Annotated in this window: 16 protein-coding genes, 1 tRNA gene and 1 pseudogene; 7 read left to right on the top strand and 11 right to left on the bottom strand. The window is 58.5% G+C overall.

Annotated features, from left to right (window positions below):
- Positions 1–22 precede the first annotated feature (22 nt).
- The 3 genes from QLG07_RS08105 to ompC all read left to right on the top strand — a co-directional run bounded on the left by QLG07_RS08105 (position 23) and on the right by ompC (position 5,056).
- The gene (locus QLG07_RS08105) at positions 23–2,182 is read left to right on the top strand and encodes a type I secretion system permease/ATPase (protein WP_282468964.1); all 2,160 of its coding nucleotides are present in this window, start codon (positions 23–25) and stop codon (positions 2,180–2,182) included.
- Positions 2,179–3,348 carry an HlyD family efflux transporter periplasmic adaptor subunit gene (locus QLG07_RS08100; RefSeq protein WP_062818159.1) on the top strand — a complete coding sequence of 390 codons (1,170 nt, stop codon included), beginning with the start codon at positions 2,179–2,181 and terminating at the stop codon, positions 3,346–3,348. Before QLG07_RS08105 ends, QLG07_RS08100 begins: the two co-directional genes overlap by 4 nt.
- Before the next feature lie 601 nt (positions 3,349–3,949).
- Complete coding sequence (gene ompC, locus QLG07_RS08095; RefSeq protein ID WP_282468963.1) at positions 3,950–5,056, top strand: porin OmpC; 1,107 nt, start codon at positions 3,950–3,952, stop codon at positions 5,054–5,056.
- A gap of 99 nt (positions 5,057–5,155) precedes the next feature.
- Here ompC and QLG07_RS08090 read toward each other — a convergent pair whose 3' ends face one another.
- Entirely contained in the window at positions 5,156–5,308 is a 153-nt protein-coding gene (locus QLG07_RS08090; RefSeq protein ID WP_166643170.1) for a hypothetical protein, read from the bottom strand.
- A 467-nt stretch (positions 5,309–5,775) separates the two neighbouring features.
- On the opposite strand from QLG07_RS08090, the gene apbE reads away from it, so the two are divergent.
- From apbE to QLG07_RS08075, 3 genes are all read left to right on the top strand, one after another.
- Positions 5,776–6,825 (top strand): FAD:protein FMN transferase ApbE, encoded by a 1,050-nt coding sequence (gene apbE, locus QLG07_RS08085; RefSeq protein WP_048915481.1) that lies wholly within the window; start codon positions 5,776–5,778, stop codon positions 6,823–6,825.
- A 13-nt stretch (positions 6,826–6,838) separates the two neighbouring features.
- Positions 6,839–7,480: a DNA oxidative demethylase AlkB gene (gene alkB, locus QLG07_RS08080; protein WP_282468962.1), complete on the top strand. Its 642-nt coding sequence runs from the start codon at positions 6,839–6,841 to the stop codon at positions 7,478–7,480.
- Positions 7,481–7,577: 97 nt separating this feature from the next.
- Positions 7,578–9,248 carry a multidrug ABC transporter permease/ATP-binding protein gene (locus tag QLG07_RS08075; RefSeq protein WP_282468961.1) on the top strand — a complete coding sequence of 557 codons (1,671 nt, stop codon included), beginning with the start codon at positions 7,578–7,580 and terminating at the stop codon, positions 9,246–9,248.
- A 171-nt stretch (positions 9,249–9,419) separates the two neighbouring features.
- On the opposite strand, the gene QLG07_RS08070 is transcribed toward QLG07_RS08075, so the two are convergent.
- From QLG07_RS08070 to QLG07_RS08045, 6 genes and pseudogenes are all read right to left on the bottom strand, one after another.
- The gene (locus QLG07_RS08070) at positions 9,420–10,214 is read right to left on the bottom strand and encodes an amino acid ABC transporter ATP-binding protein (RefSeq protein ID WP_133623226.1); all 795 of its coding nucleotides are present in this window, start codon (positions 10,212–10,214) and stop codon (positions 9,420–9,422) included.
- A 2-nt stretch (positions 10,215–10,216) separates the two neighbouring features.
- A complete protein-coding gene (locus QLG07_RS08065; RefSeq protein ID WP_048915485.1) occupies positions 10,217–11,119 on the bottom strand; it encodes an amino acid ABC transporter permease in 903 nt (300 codons plus the stop codon).
- Positions 11,106–11,630, bottom strand: coding sequence for a GNAT family N-acetyltransferase (locus QLG07_RS08060; protein WP_048915486.1), 525 nt, complete (start codon positions 11,628–11,630; stop codon positions 11,106–11,108). The genes QLG07_RS08065 and QLG07_RS08060 overlap by 14 nt, the downstream gene beginning before the upstream one ends.
- Before the next feature lie 11 nt (positions 11,631–11,641).
- Positions 11,642–12,592: pseudogene (locus tag QLG07_RS08055) on the bottom strand (ABC transporter substrate-binding protein); the annotation flags it as partial.
- A 41-nt stretch (positions 12,593–12,633) separates the two neighbouring features.
- Positions 12,634–13,764: a M20 peptidase aminoacylase family protein gene (locus QLG07_RS08050; RefSeq protein ID WP_282468960.1), complete on the bottom strand. Its 1,131-nt coding sequence runs from the start codon at positions 13,762–13,764 to the stop codon at positions 12,634–12,636.
- Positions 13,761–14,774 carry an MsnO8 family LLM class oxidoreductase gene (locus QLG07_RS08045; protein WP_048915489.1) on the bottom strand — a complete coding sequence of 338 codons (1,014 nt, stop codon included), beginning with the start codon at positions 14,772–14,774 and terminating at the stop codon, positions 13,761–13,763. Before QLG07_RS08045 ends, QLG07_RS08050 begins: the two co-directional genes overlap by 4 nt.
- A 203-nt stretch (positions 14,775–14,977) precedes the next feature.
- Here QLG07_RS08045 and QLG07_RS08040 point away from each other — a divergent pair, with 203 nt between their 5' ends.
- Positions 14,978–15,148: a hypothetical protein gene (locus QLG07_RS08040; RefSeq protein ID WP_166643171.1), complete on the top strand. Its 171-nt coding sequence runs from the start codon at positions 14,978–14,980 to the stop codon at positions 15,146–15,148.
- A 10-nt stretch (positions 15,149–15,158) separates the two neighbouring features.
- Here QLG07_RS08040 and QLG07_RS08035 read toward each other — a convergent pair whose 3' ends face one another.
- The 4 genes from QLG07_RS08035 to yejM all read right to left on the bottom strand — a co-directional run bounded on the left by QLG07_RS08035 (position 15,159) and on the right by yejM (position 18,707).
- Positions 15,159–15,869 carry a 4'-phosphopantetheinyl transferase superfamily protein gene (locus tag QLG07_RS08035; protein WP_187498586.1) on the bottom strand — a complete coding sequence of 237 codons (711 nt, stop codon included), beginning with the start codon at positions 15,867–15,869 and terminating at the stop codon, positions 15,159–15,161.
- Between the two features lie 75 nt (positions 15,870–15,944).
- The gene (locus QLG07_RS08030; RefSeq protein ID WP_282468959.1) at positions 15,945–16,151 is read right to left on the bottom strand and encodes a hypothetical protein; all 207 of its coding nucleotides are present in this window, start codon (positions 16,149–16,151) and stop codon (positions 15,945–15,947) included.
- Positions 16,152–16,803: 652 nt separating this feature from the next.
- Positions 16,804–16,880 (bottom strand) — tRNA-Pro (locus QLG07_RS08025).
- A 75-nt stretch (positions 16,881–16,955) separates the two neighbouring features.
- Positions 16,956–18,707 (bottom strand): LPS biosynthesis-modulating metalloenzyme YejM, encoded by a 1,752-nt coding sequence (gene yejM / locus QLG07_RS08020; protein WP_187498585.1) that lies wholly within the window; start codon positions 18,705–18,707, stop codon positions 16,956–16,958.
- Positions 18,708–18,709: the final 2 nt, after the last annotated feature.

The following is an 18,709-nucleotide window of genomic DNA, read 5'->3' as shown; positions in this document are numbered from 1 at the left end:
GACAACCAGATAAGGCAGTTCTATGACGAAACAAACCGCAACCACCGAAAACTGGATCGATGCCATGCTGCGCGTGGCGGCGCGCTTCGGTAAGCCGGCCGATGGAAAAACCCTGCGTCAGCAGATGCGCTGGTTCGAACACCTCAGCCCGCCTCAGCAGCTGGAGCGCCTGGCCGGGCTGCTCGGTCTGCATCTCACCATGACCCCGCGCGATAAGATCCGCTGGCGACAGGAGGTCACGCCGGTGGTGCTGATCATGGAGAACGGCAGCGTGGTGGTGCTGGAAGCCATCGACGGCGAAGGTAACGCCCGCTACTGGCTGAGCGACGGCGGCGACGTGGTACGCGAAAGCGAGCTGGCGCTGCTGCTGGCCCAGAGCCAGCAGGAGGTTGGCATCGTTGGCGTGGCGGCGCGCGGGCGCGATGCGCGCATCGATGAATTTGTTCAGCCGTATAAAGAGCACTGGTTCTGGCACAACTTCAAAGGAATGGGGCGCCGAATTGGTGAGATCTCGCTGGCCTCGATTGTTGGCAACGTGCTGGCGCTGGCCGGGATCCTGTTCTCGATGCAGATCTATGACCGGGTGATCCCCGCACAGTCCGAATCGACGCTGTGGGTGCTGTTCGGCGGCGTACTGATCGCGGCGGTGATTGAATATCTCATCCGCCTGATGCGTACCCAGGTTTCCGATCTGATGGGGAAGCGCATCGACCTGAAAGTCTCCTCCATGCTGTTTGCCAGGGCGATGAACATCCGCAACGAGGCCAGGCCCAAATCCACCGGTTCGTTTATCTCCCAGCTGCGTGAGATAGACCAGGTGCGCGAGCTGTTGACCTCCACCACCGTCGGGGCGGCAGCGGATATGCCGTTTGTCATCCTGTTCCTGTTTATCATGGCGTTTATCGGCGGCCCGCTGGTGATTGTGCCGCTGCTGGCGATCCCGCTGATCGTCATTCCTGGCCTGCTGATCCAGATCCCGATGGCGAAACTGGCAAAAGAGGGGCTGCGCGAAGGGGCGCTGCGCAATGCGATCCTGGTGGAGACCATTGAAGGGATTGAGGATATTAAATCGCTGCAGGCGGAGCCGTACTTCCAGCGCCAGTGGGAGCAGACGCATGAAGTGAGCGCCGCCATCGGCATGCAGCAGCGACTGTGGGGCGCCCGGCTCACCGGCTGGGCCTCCAGCGTGCAGCAGCTGACCTATGCCAGCATGCTGGTATTCGGCGTCTATCTGGTGCTCGATGGCGCAATTACCACCGGTACCCTGGTCGCCAGCAGCATGCTCTCCTCACGTACCATTGCGCCGCTGATGCAGCTGACGATGGTGTTCTCGCGCTGGCAGCATGCAAAAAGCGCGATGAACGGTCTGGACGAACTGCTGAAAAAGCCGCTCGACCAGCCGGAGGAGGGCGAAATGGCGCACTGCCCAACGCTGACCGGGCACTACGATCTGCGCGGCGTGCAGTACAGCTATGAGGAAGAGAACCCGAAAAACGTGCTGACCATCAATCAGCTGCAGATTAAACCGGGGGAGCGCATCGCCATTCTTGGCCGCGTCGGTGCCGGAAAATCGACGCTGCTCAAGCTGCTGGCCGGCCAGGCACTGGCCAGCCAGGGCAAAGTGATCGTCGATGGCGTTGATCTGCGCCGTATTGACCCGGTGGATCTGCGTCGTCAGCTCGGCTGGCTGTCGCAGGATTCACGCCTGTTCTTCGGCACGCTGCGCCAGAACCTGATGCTGGGGAATCCCCACGCCAGCGAGCAGGATATGCTGCAGGCGCTACGCGTCAGCGGGGCGCTGAGCCTGATCCAGCAGGATGCCGCCAGCCTCGACCGCATTATTAATGAGGGCGGGCGCGGGCTGTCCGGCGGGCAGCGGCAGATGGTGATGCTGAGCCGTATGATCCTGCGCCAGCCGCAGGTGGTACTGATGGATGAGCCGACCGCTTCAATGGATGAACAGCTGGAAGAGCATGTGATTAAGCAGATGCAGGGCTGGCTGAGCGGACGCACGCTGGTGCTGGTCACCCACCGCCCGGCGCTGCTGAAAATGGTCGATCGCATTATCGTGATGGACAACGGGCGGGTCATCGCCGACGGCCCGAAAGATGAGATTCTTAAGCGTGCCACTGCTGCCAGCACCCCGCCGGCCGCCACGCCCGCCCGGGGAGATGCCGCATGAGCCTGGTATTGATCGACCGCAGCCTGAAAAAAAATGAACGGCGCACCTCCGCCATTATCTGGATCTGTACCGCTGCGCTGGTGCTCTTTATTGTCTGGGCGCACTTCGCCATTCTTGACGAAGTTACCGTCGGTACCGGCAAGGTCACCCCGCTCAGCCGTGCGCAGGTGATCGAAAGCCTCGACGGCGGCATCGTCGATGAGCTAAACGTGCACGAGGGTAACATCGTGGAGAAGGGGCAGGTGCTGGCAAAGCTCGACCCGACCCGCTTCCAGTCGAACTTCGGCGAGGCGGCCTCCAAAGCGACCACCCTGCGCGCCTCGGCAGAGCGCCTGCGCGCGGAGCTGACCGGCGCACCGCTGCAGTTCAGTGCAGCCACCCTGAAAGAGCCGGACCTGGTGGCGCGTGAGACCCAGCTCTATCAGTCACGGCGCCAGAACCTGACGGAAACCGTTAGCAACCTGCAACAGTCGAAAAAGCTGGTGCAGGACGAGCTGCGCATGACTGAACCGCTGGTGGCAAAAGGTGCAGCCGGTCAGGTAGAGGTGATCCGCCTGCGGCGTCAGGTCACTGAGCTGCAGGGTAAAATTGACGAGGCGCGCAATGACTACGCGGTACGCGCCCGTGAAGAGCAGGTAAAAAATAACGCCGACCTCGACGCTCAGCTGCAGGTGATGACCGGTAAAGAGGATCAGCTCACCCGCGCCACAATCTATTCGCCGGTGCGCGGTATCGTGAAGGATATCCAGGTCACCACCGTAGGCGGCGTACTGCAGCCTGGCGGCAAGCTGATGGAGATTGTGCCGTTAGAGGATCAGCTGCTGATTGAAACGCGCATTAACCCGCGTGATATCGCCTATATCCGCCCCGGGCTACCCGCCACGGTGAAGGTGACCGCCTATGACTCTTCGATCTATGGCGACCTGCACGGCGAGGTGGAAACCGTGTCGCCGGATACCTTACAGGATGAGGTCAAACGCGATCAGTACTATTACCGCGTCTATGTGCGCACCGACAAAGCCGAGTTGACCAATAAAGCAGGGCGCAAATTCCCTATCGTGCCGGGCATGGTGGCTAATGTAGAAATTAAAACGGGCCAGAAATCCGTCATGGATTACCTGATTAAGCCGCTGAATAAAGTCAAAGAGTCGCTGCGTGAGCGTTAGATATTACGGCCAGGCTTACTGAAAGGGGCAGTTATTTTCGGCGCTTAATTGATTGGCAATTTAGAGAGGAGCACGCCGGATATTTTTCAGTTATCTGGCGTAAATTCCCGGCAAAGCGGGGACGTATTTTGTTGCCGTGGTTAACTTTACCGTTATTGACATTTTTTGACACTGGGTGAAAAAAAGGCAAAAAAATGCCGGGAACTAAGCCCGGCGGGAATACTAAATGTGGCAACTCATTCGGGGTGAATGAAGGTAATACTGAAATAAAATGATGATAGCGGGGTAATAATACATCCACATGGGTGAAAATTTTTATCATTCAGTGCGCAAGGATAGGTTTCCAGTTAAGTTGATGTAATTATGGACTTATCTTATTTTCTTGTCTTTAGATGCCATAATTTTTATCTATTTGTGCTGTATAAAAGTTCCGCTTAAATTACATTTTGTAATATTTTTACCTTAAATGAAACACTTTCGGAAATTCAGTATCATTTTCCTGATAGATTATTACTCACCTCGGCTTAACATGACACTTCGTGCTCATATCCATATTCAGCACGCAGTGGCAAATAAGACTTATAATCGAGAGGGTAATAAAATGAAACTTCGCGTTCTTTCCCTGATGGTCCCGGCATTGCTGGTTGCAGCATCGGCTGGTGCAGCAGAAATTTATAACAAAGACGGCAACAAACTGGACCTTTTCGGTAAAGTTGACGGCCTGCACTATTTCTCTGACGACTCCGGCACCGATGGCGACCAGTCTTACCTGCGCTTTGGCTTCAAGGGCGAAACTCAGATTTCAGACCAGCTGACCGGTTACGGCCAGTGGGAGTACCAGGCTGCGCTGAACACCGCAGAATCTCAGGGTACGGCAAACAGCTACACGCGTGTTGGCTTTGCTGGTGTGAAATTTGGTGATGCTGGCTCTTTCGATTATGGTCGTAACTATGGCGTAGCCTATGACATCGGCGCATGGACCGACGTGCTGCCAGAGTTCGGTGGCGATACCTACGGCGCGGACAACTTTATGTTCCAGCGCGGTAACGGCATGGCGACCTACCGTAACAACAACTTCTTTGGTCTGGTTGACGGCCTGAACGTCGCCGTACAGTACCAGGGCAAAAACGACAGCGATGCAGAAGTCGCCGGCAACCGCAGCGCCACCGCGCAGAACGGTGATGGCTACGGTCTGTCTGCCACCTATGACTTCGGTCAGGGCTTCAGCGCCGGTGCGGCCATGTTCTCCTCCGACCGTACCAACACTCAGAACAGCGCAGCGCTGCTGGGTAACGGTGACAAAGCTGAGGCTTACACCGGTGGTCTGAAATATGATGCCAACAATATCTACCTGGCCGCGATGTACACCAAATCGTACAACGCCACCCGTTTCGGCAGCACCGACAACCCAGCCGCCTACGGCTTTGCGGATAAAGCAGAAAACTGGGAGCTGGTTGCTCAGTACCAGTTCGACTTCGGCCTGCGCCCATCTCTGGCATACGTGACCTCACGCGGTACCGACATTCAGAACTGGGGCACCCAGAACCTGAAGCAGTACATCGACGTGGGCGCCACCTACTACTTCAACAAAAATATGTCTACCTATGTTGATTACCAGATCAACCTGATGGACAGCAACGACTTCACCGAAGCCGCCGGTATCAACACCGACGACGTGGTGGCAGTGGGCCTGGTTTACCAGTTCTGATCAAAAGGGTCGGCCCGACTGTAGGGGCCGATCGTCTTTTCCGAACGGCCCATCGGGGCGACCTTTTTTTCCGGTCGCCCCTGTTCAATATCAACCTGTCTACGCGGCAATCACGCCCGCTTTCTTCTCACTACTCTGATCTTTCGTTGGCAGGTAACTGCCTTCCAGCCCCATCCCACCGAGCGTAAACAGCGAAAAACGCAGCAGGCGACGACGTGCCTGGTTCTCTTTAACCGAATTTTTGTTGCGCATTGTCGTATCCCTCGCGGTCAGCAGAAAACATTTTCTGTCTCCAGTCATGCTTGCAGAAAACGTGCCAGCTAAGCGGGGGCGATTGAGGCGGGATTAAGGTGTGGCAGGGCAGAATAGCTGCGCTAATACGGTGCAGCGCGCACGAAGAGAGTGCCGCAAGGGCAACTCCCCTGGCCAACAGGGGAGCCGGGTTAGCATCAGCGATAGCGCGGGCGATGCAGCTGGCGGGTGTGTGTCTGCTTGTAATGCTTATAGCCCGCAAAGATAATCAGTGCGGTGGAAATCATGAGAAGCGCGAAATAGATCATTATGGCTCTCCTGTTAAGGGTGAAAAAAGGGGGCGGGGATCGGCCCTGTTCAGCCACTATCCTGGTGAGAGCACGCCGCAAGATCAAGGTCTCGAATCTGAGTTTTTCCTGCGCGATAACCCGGATCGGACCAGTTTTTAATTAAGATTACAGGCAAATATGAAGAGTAATTGGCGGTGTTTTTTAAGTTTTATGGTGGTTTGCTTGCTGGCAGCCTGTGACGCGCCTCAGCCATCGAAAGGTCCTGATGGTATGGTACTCGAAGGGCGCACTATGGGAACATTCTGGAGAGTTAGCCTGGCCGGAGTGGCAGCGGATCGGCGCGCGGCGCTGCAAACAGCGGTGCAGCAGCAGCTGGACAACGACGACCATGAGCTGTCGACCTGGAAAAATGACTCGGTGCTGTCGCGGTTTAATCAGTATCGCGGTACTGACCCGCAGCCGGTGAGCAACAATATGGCGGATATCGTCACGCTGTCGCTGCGCATTGGCCAGCAGACGCAGGGCGCGATGGATATCACCGTCGGGCCGCTGGTGAATTTGTGGGGCTTCGGGCCGGATAAGCAGCCGGTGAAAACGCCGGACGCGCAGCAGATCGCCGCCGCACGCGCGCTGACTGGCCTGCAGCACTTGCAGGTGATCAACCGCGCCGGGCAGGCCTGGCTGCAAAAAGATCTGCCAGGGCTGTATGTTGATCTCTCTACCGTCGGCGAAGGCTTCGCCACCGATCACCTGGCGCGCCTGATGGAGCGGGAAGGGATCAACAACTATCTGGTATCGGTCGGCGGGGCAGTGCTGACGCGCGGGAAAAACGCGCAGGGCAATGCCTGGCAGGTGGCGATCCAGAAACCGACCGATAAAGAGAATGCGGTGCAGGCAATTGTCGATTTACAGGGCCACGGCATCAGCACCTCCGGCAGCTATCGCAACTATTATGAACTGGACGGTAAGCGCATCTCGCACGTCATTGACCCGGCAACCGGGCAGCCGATTCAGCACAAGCTGGTTTCTGCCACGGTGATCGCCACAACCGCGCTGGAGGCCGATGGCTGGGATACCGGGCTGATGGTGCTGGGTACCGAGCGCGCGAAAGCGCTGGCGCTGCGTGATAAACTGGCGGTATATCTGATCTACAAGCAGGGGGATCGCTTTGAGAGCTGGATGTCGCCGCAGTTTGCTGCCTTTCTTACCCCGTCCTCCACGCACTGATTAAGGAGAGCCGATGCTCGATCTGTTTGCCGAAGATAGCCCGTGGCAGGAGCCGCTGGCAGAAGGGGCGGTGATCCTGCGCCGTCGCGCCCGCGCACGTTCAGAAGAACTGATGACGCTGGTGGAGCAGGTCGCGGCAGAGAATCCGTTTCGTCACCGCATCACGCCCGGCGGCCACCGCATGTCGGTGGCGATGACCAACTGCGGTGATTCCGGCTGGACCACCGATTCACGCGGCTATCAGTACAGCGAGCAGGATAACCTGAGCGGGCAGCGCTGGCCCGCGATGCCGCCGCTGTTTCGCCAGCTGGCGGTAACATGCGCGCGCGAGGCGGGGTTTAACGGCTTCAATCCCGATGCCTGCCTGCTCAACCGCTACCAGCCGGGGGCGAAACTGACGCTGCATCAGGATAAAGACGAGCGCGACCTGCGCCAGCCGATTATTTCTGTCTCGCTGGGGTTACCGGCGATATTTCTGTTCGGCGGCTTCGAACGCGGTGATGGCTGCCAGCGCGTGCTGCTGGAGCATGGCGATGTGGTGGTGTGGGGCGGTCCGTCGCGCCTGCGCTATCACGGCATTTTGCCGCTTAAGCCGGGCATTCATCCGCTGGCCGGGGCGTTCCGCTTTAATCTCACCTTCCGCCGCGCCCGCTAATTTCCCCCGCGGCACTCTCCCGAATGAGAATTGTTATTGATATCGTCTTGCTTCTCATTAAACTGCAAGCTGCTTTTTTACCTGCCGGGATGTATTCATGGAGTTGCTTCACGTCGTTTACAAGCAGTACCGCTGGCCGTTTATTCTGGTGATTGTGCTCAGCCTGCTCAGCGCCGCGCTGGGGATCGGGCTGATCGCGTTTATTAACCGCGAGCTGATCGTCACCTTAAATTCCTCGCTGATGGTGCTGCCACAGTTTCTCGGCCTGCTGCTGCTGCTGATGGCGGTAACGCTTGGCTCGCAGCTGGCGCTGACGCTGCTCGGCCACCACTTTGTCTACCGCCTGCGCGGCGAGTTTATCAAGCGCATCCTCGACACCCGCGTAGAGCGCATTGAGCAGATCGGCAGCGCACAGCTGCTGGCCGGGCTGACCAGCGACGTGCGCAATATTACTATCGCCTTTGTGCGCCTGCCGGAGTTAATCCAGGGAATTATCCTGACCGTCGGCTCTGCGGCCTACCTGGCCTGGCTGTCGCCGAAAATGCTGGTGGTGACGGCCGTCTGGGTGGCGATCACCATCATCGGCGGCTGGCTGCTGGTGGCGCGGGTTTACCGCCATATGGCAATCCTGCGTGATACCGAAGATAACCTGTACGCTGACTTCCAGACCATAATTGAAGGGCGTAAAGAGCTGGCGCTCAACCGCCAGCGCGCGCAGCAGATCTTCGACGAGGTCTACAGCGTGGATGCCAAAACCTACCGTCATCACATCGTGCGTGCCGATACCTATCACCTCAGCGCGGTGAACTGGTCGAATATTATGATGCTCGGCGCCATCGGGCTGGCGTTTTACCTCGCCAACAGCCTGGGCTGGGCCGATACCGCCGTGGCGGCAACCTACTCTCTGACGCTGCTGTTCCTGCGCACGCCCATGCTGTCAGCAGTCGGCGCGCTGCCGACGTTACTCACCGCGCAGGTGGCATTTGACAAGCTGAACAGGTTTAATCTGGCGCCGTATCAGGCGGAGTTCCCGCAGCTGCCGGCGGCAAAAAGCTGGCAGACGCTGGAGCTGCGCAATCTGATGTTCCACTACGGCGACCACGGTTTTGCCGTTGGCCCGGTGAACATGACGCTGAAGCGCGGCGAGCTGGTGTTCCTGATTGGCGGCAACGGCAGCGGTAAGTCAACGCTGGCGATGCTGCTGACCGGGCTGTATCAGCCGGTTTCCGGTGAGATCCTGCTGGATGGCAAGGTGATTGATAGCGCGGCGATGGACAGCTACCGCCGCATGTTCTCGGCGGTGTTTACCGACGTGCATCTGTTTGATCGCCTGATTGATGACCAGGGTAAGGCGATCGATCCGGCGCTGGTGCAGAGCTGGCTGGAACGCCTGAAGATGCAGGACAAGATCAAGCTGGAAGGCAACCGGGTGCTGAACCTCAAGCTGTCGAAGGGGCAGACTAAGCGCCTGGCGCTGCTGCTGGCAACCGCCGAACAGCGCGACATTCTGCTGCTGGACGAATGGGCGGCGGATCAGGACCCGCACTTCCGCCGCATCTTCTATCGCGAGCTGCTGCCGTGGTTAAAGGAGATGGGGAAAACGGTGTTTGCCATCAGCCATGATGACCACTACTTCCTGCATGCCGACCGCCTGCTTGAGATGCGTGACGGCGTGCTGAGCGAGCTGACCGGCATTGAGCGCGATGCCGCCACGCTCGATGCGGTGAAACGCACCGATACCGATACCGCAGCGTGTTCCCCCCCGTAGGGGGCGACCATTTTTTTCGGTCGCCCCGTGCCGCAGGTTTGCACCGGCCGCAATGGAGACCATTTTTTTCGGTCGCCCTCGACGCGGTGAAACGCACTGGTACCGCAACGGGTTGACCGAAAAAGAAGGTCAACCCCTACAAAACAACGTGTTCGCCCCGTGCCGCAGGTCCTACAATACTTTCGCCAGAAAACGCCGGGTGCGTGGGTGCTGCGGCTGGTTCAGCACCTGCCGTGCACTGCCCTGTTCGACAATCTTTCCTTCCACCATAAACACCACCTGGTCCGCCACCTCGCGGGCAAAACCAATCTCGTGGGTCACCACCACCAGCGTGGTGCCGGAGCGCGCCAGCTTTTTAATGGTGTCCAGCACTTCGCCCACCAGCTCCGGGTCCAGCGCTGAGGTGGGTTCATCGAACAGGATCACCTTCGGGTTAAGCGCCAGCGCCCGGGCAATGGCCACGCGCTGCTGCTGGCCGCCGGAAAGGTGGCGCGGCCAGGCATCGGCCTTATGGCGTAGCCCGACCGCTTCCAGCAGTTCCAGCGCCCGCCGTTCCGCTGCCTCGCGGCTGAGCTGCTTATGCGCCAGCGGCGCTTCAATAATATTTTCCAGTACCGTCATGTGCGGGAACAGATTGAAATTCTGGAACACGTAGCCGACGCCGGTGCGCTGACGCAGGATCGCTTTCTCTTTCAGCTCGTACAGCCGGTTGCCGCGCCGCTGATAGCCAATATAGTCGCCGTCAATGCGGATAAAGCCCTGGTCCACGCGCTCCAGATGATTAATCGCGCGCAGCAGGGTGGACTTGCCGGAGCCGGACGGGCCGATGATCACCGTCACGGAACCCGGCGTCAGCTCCAGTGAAACATCGTCCAGCGCTTTAAATTTGCCGTAACTTTTACTCACCCCGGCGATGGAGATATGGCCAAGGGTCGGGACGTTTTCCAGTGCAATCGCTTCAGACATGGTTAGCTCCTGATTGGGGTGATGGCGGCGGCGCCCGGCGCAGTGGTTGCGGTGCGCGACCCGGATTCACGCGTGGCGCCGCGTGCCAGCCAGCGCTCAACATAGTGCTGAACGGCGGACAGAACGGTGGTGATAATCAGATACCAGACCGCCGCCACCATCAGCAGTGGGATCACCTGCTGCGTGCGGTTGTAGACCATCTGAATGGTGTAGAACAGTTCCGGCATCGCCAGCACGTAGACCATCGCGGTGCCTTTGGCGAGGCTGATAATCTCGTTGAAGCCGGTCGGGATAATCGCCCGCAGCGCCTGCGGCAGGATAATGCGATAGGTGCGGCGTGAGGCGGGCAGGCCGAGCGCCGCAGCGGCTTCAAACTGCCCCTGATCGACCCCGAGAATGCCGCCGCGAATAATCTCCGCACTGTAGGCCGCCTGCACCAGCGTCAGGCCAATCACCGCAGTGCTGAACTGGCCGAGCACGTCGATAGTGTGGTACTCAGCCAGCGTTAGCGCGGTAAACGGAATGCCAATCGACAGCGTGTCGTACAGGTAAGAGAAGTTATAGAGAATAATCAGCACCACAATCAGCGGCAGCGAGCGGAACAGCCAGATATAGCTGAACGCCAGCCCGGAGAGCAGCCAGGAAGGGGAGAGGCGCGCCAGCGCCAGCCCGACGCCGAGCACGATGCTCAGTACGCTGGCAATCAGCGTCAGCAGCAGCGTCTGCCCCAGCCCGCTGAGGATGGCCGGGTGGAAGAACCAGTGGGCAAACACCGACCACTCCCAGCGTGGATTAAACGCCACCGACTGGATCACCACCGCCAGAATAAACAGCGCAATCGCCGCACCCACCAGCCGCAGCGGATAGCGGGCGGGCACCACGCGCAGGGTTTCAGTCGATTTCATGGGTGGCTCCTGTTGTGGCATGCTGATGCAGCGCTTTGGTAAAGCGCAGGCGGCCATCGTAAGGGGCGCGGCTGTACTCTTCCGGGTCGCGCGTGGTGTCAAACTGCGGCTGATAGCCGTGCGACAGATAGAGGCGCACCGCCTCCGGCTGGCGGAAACCGGTGGTGAGATACACCTGACGATATCCAGCCTGCAGTGCCAGCCGCTCCAGCTCCTGCAGAATTTTCAGCGCCAGCCCCTGGCGACGCAGATCGCCGCGCGTCCAGATACGCTTCAGCTCGGCGGTTTCCGCATCCAGTGGCTTATAGGCGCCCATGGCAATAATCTCGCCGTCGCGCTCCAGCACCACAAACATACCGCGCGGTGGCAGATACCATTCGGTCAGTTCAACCTCGGCATCGCGCGCAAAAAAGTCGCCGTAGCGCGCGCTGTATTCACCGAAAAGCCCGTCGATAATCGGTTCCAGCTCCGGGGCTTCCGGCGACAGCTGGCGAAATTGTTCATGGCTCATGCGGACCTCCGTTAATCGCCCAGACCGGCCGGGTTAATTTCTGAGTGGTCAAGGCGCTCAATGCCTTCGCCCCAGCGGTTCAGCACTTTGTCGTACTCGCCGCCTTTGATCACGCCGTTCAGCGCGGCATTCACCGCCGTCACCAGACCGCTGCCTTTCTTCAGCGTCACCGCGATATGCGCCGCTTTTGGCCAGCCGCCGTCTACGCTGCCGACCAGTTTGGTTTTGCCGGTCAGCGCCGCTTTCCATGCGCCAATCACGTTCGGGCCGAAGTAAGCGTCGGCGCGGCCGGACTGGATCGCCAGCGTCTGCGCGGCATCATCCTTGACGTAGATCGGCGTGAAGGCCTTCAGGCCGTTTTTCTGGTTCTCTTCATCCCACGCCAGCAGGATCGCTTCCTGATTGGTGCCGGAGCCGACAATAATCCGCAGCCCGGCAATATCCGGCGCTTTGGTCAGTGAGGTGATTTTGCTGTCAGATTTGACGTAAAAACCCAGCGAGTCCTTGCGGTAGGTGGCGAAGTCGAACTTCTCTTTGCGCGCTTTGGTCACCGTCACGTTGGTGATGGCCGCATCATATTTGCCCGAGCTGACGCCCAGCGGCCAGTCTTCCCATGAGGTGGGTACCACATTCAGCTCCAGCCCGAGGCTGTCGGCCACCAGGCGGGCGATGTCTACCTCGCTGCCCTGCAGGGTTTTATTGTCGTCGGAGAACAGCGTTAACGGCGGGGAGTTAAGCGCGGCAACTGCCACGGTAAATTTGCCCGGCTGCGCCAGACGCAGATCCTTCGGCAGCAGCGCGACTGCCTGCGGGTTGACCGGCGCATGGATTGGCGCGGCGTTGGCTTCGACGCTGATCCCGGTGCCGTTCACGGTGACGGTTTCGGCGCGTGCCGTGATGCTGAGTAACAGCGAAGCGCTGAGCAGGCTGAGGAGCAGTGTTTTTTTCATAGTGAGTGACTCTTATTATGTGTGCAGATGAAAGTTCGGCAGTTCCCTGCCGGTTAAGCGATCTCGTGTAATGCATCCTGCGCCAGCTGGCTGAAATAGTGCGCAGCGGGTGAGAGCAGAGCCTCGTCCGGGTTAAAAGCGGGATGATGCAGGCCAAACTCGCTGGCGCTGCCGATGCTGACAAAGGTGCCGGGGGTATCATGCAGATAGAAGGCAAAATCCTCGCCGCCCATCTGCAGTTCGGCGTGCTGCACCTCGTACCCGGCGCGTGCCGCCACCCGTTTGCTGAACTCGGCCCAGCGCTCGGTGTTGACCACGGCGGGCGGACCCGGGTGCCAGTTGAGTTCGCTGCGCGCGCCAAACCCGGCGGCAACGCCCTCAATCAGCTTAGCGAGGCGCACCGGCACATCACGACGTATGGCATCGCAGTAGGTGCGCACGGTGCCTTCCAGCACCACTTTTTGCGGCAGCACGTTCCAGGTATTTCCGCCCTCAATGCGCGTGACGCTGACCACCACCGTTTCCAGCGGGCTGTAGCTGCGGCTGACCAGCGTTTGCAGAGCCGTGACGATCTGGCTGGCAGTGACAATGGCATCGACCCCTTCCTGCGGGCGGGCGGCATGTGCCCCTTTGCCGTACACCTCGATTTCAAAGCGGTCGACGTTGGCGTAAAACGGGCCGCCGCGCGTGGCGAAGGTGCCGACCGGCAGCTCCGGAGCGTTATGCATGCCGAAGATTGCCGCGACGTTTTGCAGCGCGCCGGCGGCGATCAGCGTTTTGGCCCCGCCGAAGCGCTCTTCCGCAGGCTGGAATAGCAGCCGCACGCGGCCGGGTAAGGTTTTTTCACGCGCTTTTAGCAGCCGCGCCGCGCCGAGCATCACCGAAGTATGCACATCGTGACCGCAGGCATGCATCACTCCGGCGTTGCGCGAACGGAACTCGACCGCTACCCCCTCTTCTATCGGCAGGGCATCGATGTCGGCGCGCAAAGCAATCAGCGGCTCGCCCTGACCGATTTCCGCCACCACGCCGGTCGCCAGATCAAACGGCAGCAGGGTGATGCCGTCAGCCCGCAGCCAGTTTTTAATGCGTTCGGTAGTGGCGAACTCCTGATTGGAAAGCTCGGGAAACTGATGCAGCTCGCGGCGCCAGGCGATCAGCTGTTGGGCAAAATCGTGGCTCATAATACGGCCTCCTGCGCGATGGCGGGCTGGCGGCTGGCGAGCAGGCGCAGGGAGTTGAGGCGCGGTACCGCGGCGTTGAGCGGCGTATCGATGATAAATTCCTCGACGCCAAACTGCTGGTGCAGCTGCGCCAGCCGGGCGTGAACCTGGGATGCAGTTCCCTTCAGCACCGCCGATTCACGCGGTTCGATGCGATGCCGGGTAGCACCCGACTGGCGAATAAACGCCTGCGCCTGCTCAAGGTTGCCCACGGTGACGCTCTGACCGTTATCCACATGCACCCGGTATTGCTGCAGGTCCGCTGCCAGCAGTTCGGCTGCGGCGGGGGAGTCGGCGACAATCACCTGTACCGCCAGCAGTGCGGATTTGCCGCCGCTCAGGTCGCGATACGCGGCCAGCGAGCGCTCCAGCTCCTGACGGTCGCCGTTCAAATGCGCGGCGAAAACAAACTGCCAGCCCAGCTGTGCCGCCAGTCGGGCGCTGGCTTCGCTGGCCCCCAGCAGAAAACGTTCGGCGGGGCGGGCGGGCAGCGGCGTCGCCAGCAGCTGGTCCTCCTCTTTGCCCGTGGGTCTGGCATTCAGCCAGCTATCCAGCAGCTTGAGCTGGCTGGCAAAATCGCCTTTCTCTTCAGCATGCACGCCAAGCTGCAGGGCTTTGGTCGACAGCGGCAGGCCGCCCGGCGCTTTACCGACGCCAAGATCCACCCGGCCCGGGGCCAGCGCGGCCAGCAGGTTAAAGTTTTCCGCCACTTTATAGGGGCTGTAGTGCTGCAGCATCACGCCACCGGAACCGACGCGCAGGTGGGTAGTGTGCGCCAGAATCCAGGCGATCAGCACTTCCGGCGACGGGCTGGCCAGCGCCTGAGTATTGTGATGCTCGGCCAGCCAGAAACGATGATAGCCCAGCGCCTCCGCCTGCTGTGCCAGGGCTACGGTGCGTGCCAGCGCGGCAGATGCGCTCTCGCCTTCGGCCAGCGGGCTTTTATCCAGTAAGCTCAGTCGGTAAGCCATAATGCATCCTTGTTCAGTTCAGATGCGGGCAATTATTGAAGGGCTGAAGGGGGGCTGTAAAACAACAAATCTGGCTTAAAACAGTCGCCAGACGGGAATGGCGGCCTTTGCCGGAAAACGCAAATAGCTGTGAGAAATGGGTATTTTGCCGCAGGGCAATCGTCAGGTTTAATCAGGGTTCACTGAGCAGAGGAGAACAGAGTATGAAAGGGTTCTGGCAGCACTTTACGCGTTATTTTGAAGGCCCCTCTGGTATGGCAACCTTTGACAGCTGTCGCGTGGTCGAGGCGATGATACCGATGATCGAACTGTACGGTGTCGATCTCTATGAGCTGACCACGCCGGAGCCGCGTGGACAGGATGAAAACCGCTAACGCAACCTTATTACTGCTGCCCGACGACCCAGGTTAACACCTCGTCGGGCTGCACCTGCGCTCTGCCAGTAAACTCCCGCCCGGCCACCATCTCTGTTGAAAAAGTGTGCGTCAGCCGCAGCGTCAGCTGTTGCAGATCGTCACTGCAGGCCACCACTTGCGCCGCGCTGAAATCCATAAACTGCAACAGCTGCGGATAGAGCGCTTTGTACAGGCTCTCCTTTAGCGAGAACACCACCGTCAGAGCCAGGTTAAACGGCAGGCTGCACTGCTCCAGCAGGCGCTTTTCCGCCGCGTTGATTAACATATGCTGGGTTTCGGCGGCAGTTTCCGCCGTCATCAGGCGTTCGCAATCCACCCCCAGCAGCAGTCCGCGCTCCCGCGTCAGCAGCGCGCATACCCGATGCTGCGTATGGGACAGCGACCCACCGATTCCCTCAGGCCAGACTGGCGCGCGATCTTCCCCGTTACGCAGCACAAAACCCTCAATCCCCAGCGTCTGCATCGCCTGCTGAATGCAGTAGCGGCTGACCAGATATTCAGCGCGGCGCTTTTTCACGGCGCGAATGAGATGCGCGGGTGGGGTGATGTTCAAGGTGCTGAACAGGGATTCCGCAAACTGGCTGGCGTCGAAATGCACATCAAGTAGCAAAATAGCCGGATAGTCGTCGAGGGGGCGCAGGGTGTAGTTACTGAACAGTGGGGTGCTTAGGGCAGACATAGCCACTAACCTGTTTAAAAAAGATAAAATATTTAAACAGGTTAATGGCCGGATATCAAAAGCTACTTTAATGCATCAGTGATTTGGCGGTATCGCCAGGCTTTTCAGAGAGACGACGAAGTGATCGTCACCCTTGGAGATTTTAGCGCCGCGGTCACACCACTGGCTGGCCAGGCGAAAGAAATCATCGCTGCCGATGTCGTAAGCCAGTTCTACTTTGCTAATCCCGGAGTACAGCATTTCTTCTGCATCTTTAAGGTTTTTTGCTTTGATCGTCGCCATGGGTTTGATCCTGTTTACGGATTGCCGGGGAAGTGTAGCGACAGCCTATGATATTACTGTGACAGTTTTGTTGCAGGGTTGAAAATTGAGAAGATCGCCACAATTTTACGACCAGTGAAAACTTTAGCTACAGTGAAAAAAAACTGTAAAGAAGCGCCTTTTTTCCTCCCCTTTTTCGCCGCGTTAACTACACTTTTTAGCCTTTTCCGGGCAGGAAATTCTGAAAATCAATGAAAGACGCCAGTCTTAACATCAATTTCGCCGCTTCGAGCTAATGTTAATAAGGTTATAAAAACAACAAAACGATAAGGGTCTGTAGATGTTTACTTTTTATTATATTAATAAACTACCACAGCAAAATGGCCTGTACGGCGTCCATATTAAGGGCTGTCGCCACCTTCCTCCGGTGCAGCAGCGCGAGTTTCTCGGCAGTTTTTTCTCCGCAAGCGATGCATTAAGAGTGGCCAGGCTGCGATTCGGACCGGTGACCCGCTGCCAGTCCTGTCTGCATCCCCAGGGAACCCCGCCGGCCCGCCGTCAGCGTCAGCAGACAGGTAAAATACAGCCGGGCAGTGGCAAGCACTGCGGCCAGTAGCCCTGAAACAAAAAAGGAGCTAATCGTAAGATTAGCTCCTTTTCAACTGGAGTATTTTGGTCGGCACGGAGAGATTTGAACTCTCGACCCTCGCCACCCCATGACGATGCGCTACCAGGCTGCGCTACGCGCCGACAGATGACGTTATATTACTCAACTTCACTTCGATTGCAAGCGGCTAACATCTTGACTGCGCAGGATTTGTGCAGTTAATTGGCGATAAAGCGCTTCTCGTCGGTCAACACCTGTAACAGCAGTGCCAGCTGCGGCTTATGGTCTTTCAGACTATTGCCCTGACTATCCCATGCGGCATAGCTGCCGTTATTATCCAGCGCCAGCGTCTCCTGTGGGGTGGTGATCAGCAGCTGATGGTTGGTGCTGCTGGCAACCCAGTTATGACGTCGCTGAGCGGCAAACAGATCCTCGCCCTGCGAGTAATCCACCGCAGGGGTGCTGACGTGCAGCAGCCGCTGCATCAGGGTGGTCATGATGTCCTGGTGATCGGTGAGTTTATTCACGGTTTGCGCCGGCGTGTTTGGCCAGTGTACTACCAGCGGCACCTGCAGCATTTCACGATTCCCCGCTACGGCTTCGCCATCCAGCACTACGCCGTGCTGGGCGGTGATCACCACCACGGTATTCGCCAGCAGACCTTTCTGATCGAGCGTGGTCAGCACGTTCTGAATCTGTTTATCCACGTTACCGGCTGCGCGGTTGTAGCGGCGCAGCGTAGTTTTATCCGCACTGTTGCTGTCATCTGCCGTCGACAGGGAAATATAGGAGAACCACGGGCTGCTCTCATTTTTATGGCTGTCCAGCCAGCGCTGCCACTGGCTGGTGGTATCCGCGTTGGACTGATTTTGCGCGCTCGGCAGTGAGAAGTCGGACAGCAACGCCTGACGATACAGTGGCGAATTAAAGCCGTCGCTGGCAAACAGGCCAAACTGGTAACCCTGCTGGCTCAGCGCATTGATTAGCGTTGACGGCACGCGCGACGACAGCACACCGTCCATATAGCTTGGTGAGATACCGTAGAACAGGCCGAAAAGACCGCTGTCTTCTGAGCTGCCGGAGCTGAAGTGCTGGCTGAAGCGCACGTTGTCGTCGGCGAAGCGCATCAGGTTGGGCAGCGATTTCGCCATTGAGGCTTCATTCAGGCCATCAACGGTGATCACCAGCAGATTATTGCGCGTGCCTTTATCGCTGAAGGTGATGTCGTTAAGCGGGTAAGCCACCGATACCGCTTCTGGATTGCCCTGCTGGACCAGACGGCGCTGGTACTCCTGCGCATCCAGCAGCCCGTGTTTTTCCAGGAAGCGACGCGCGGTCATTGGATAGGAGAGCGGCAGGTTAGAGCGCTGCATGGTGATCGGGCGATAGAAGTTAGCATCTGCCCAGATATACATCAGATGGCTGGTAAAAAACGCGGTGATAAACAGCCCGGCCAGCGGTTTACCAAAGCTGCGCCGGTTGAGGCTGCGCAATTTCTGCCAGCTCCACGTCGCGAATAGCATCTCAACGAGGAAAATCGCCGGCACGCTGATAAACATCAGCTGCCAGTCGCGCGCCATCTCACTCTGGTCGGGGTTAACGACCAGTTCCCAAACCACCGGATTCAGGTGCAGGTGGAAGCGGGCGAACACCGCGCTGTCGATGAGGATCAGCGTCAGCCCGGCGGTGGCAATAATCGCCGACAGGAAACGCAGCAGGCGTTGCGACATCACCACAAAGGTGAGCGGGAAAACAATCAGCAGATAGGCGGCAAAGACAATAAAGCTGAAGTGACCAATCCAGCTGCTGAAAGAGTAGATACGTCCGGCCAGCGAGGCTGGCCAGTCGGAGACAAACAGGTAACGGCTGCCGAGAATAAAGGCAAAAATGATGTTAAACAGGGCGAACCAATGCCCCCAGCTGATCATCTGGGAGACTTTTTCTCGGTAGCGCTGTCGATTTGTTACCATAG

Source organism: Erwinia sp. V90_4 (assembly GCF_029967685.1).
Lineage (GTDB): Bacteria > Pseudomonadota > Gammaproteobacteria > Enterobacterales > Enterobacteriaceae > Erwinia > Erwinia aphidicola.
This window is presented reverse-complemented; position numbering and strand designations above follow the sequence as displayed.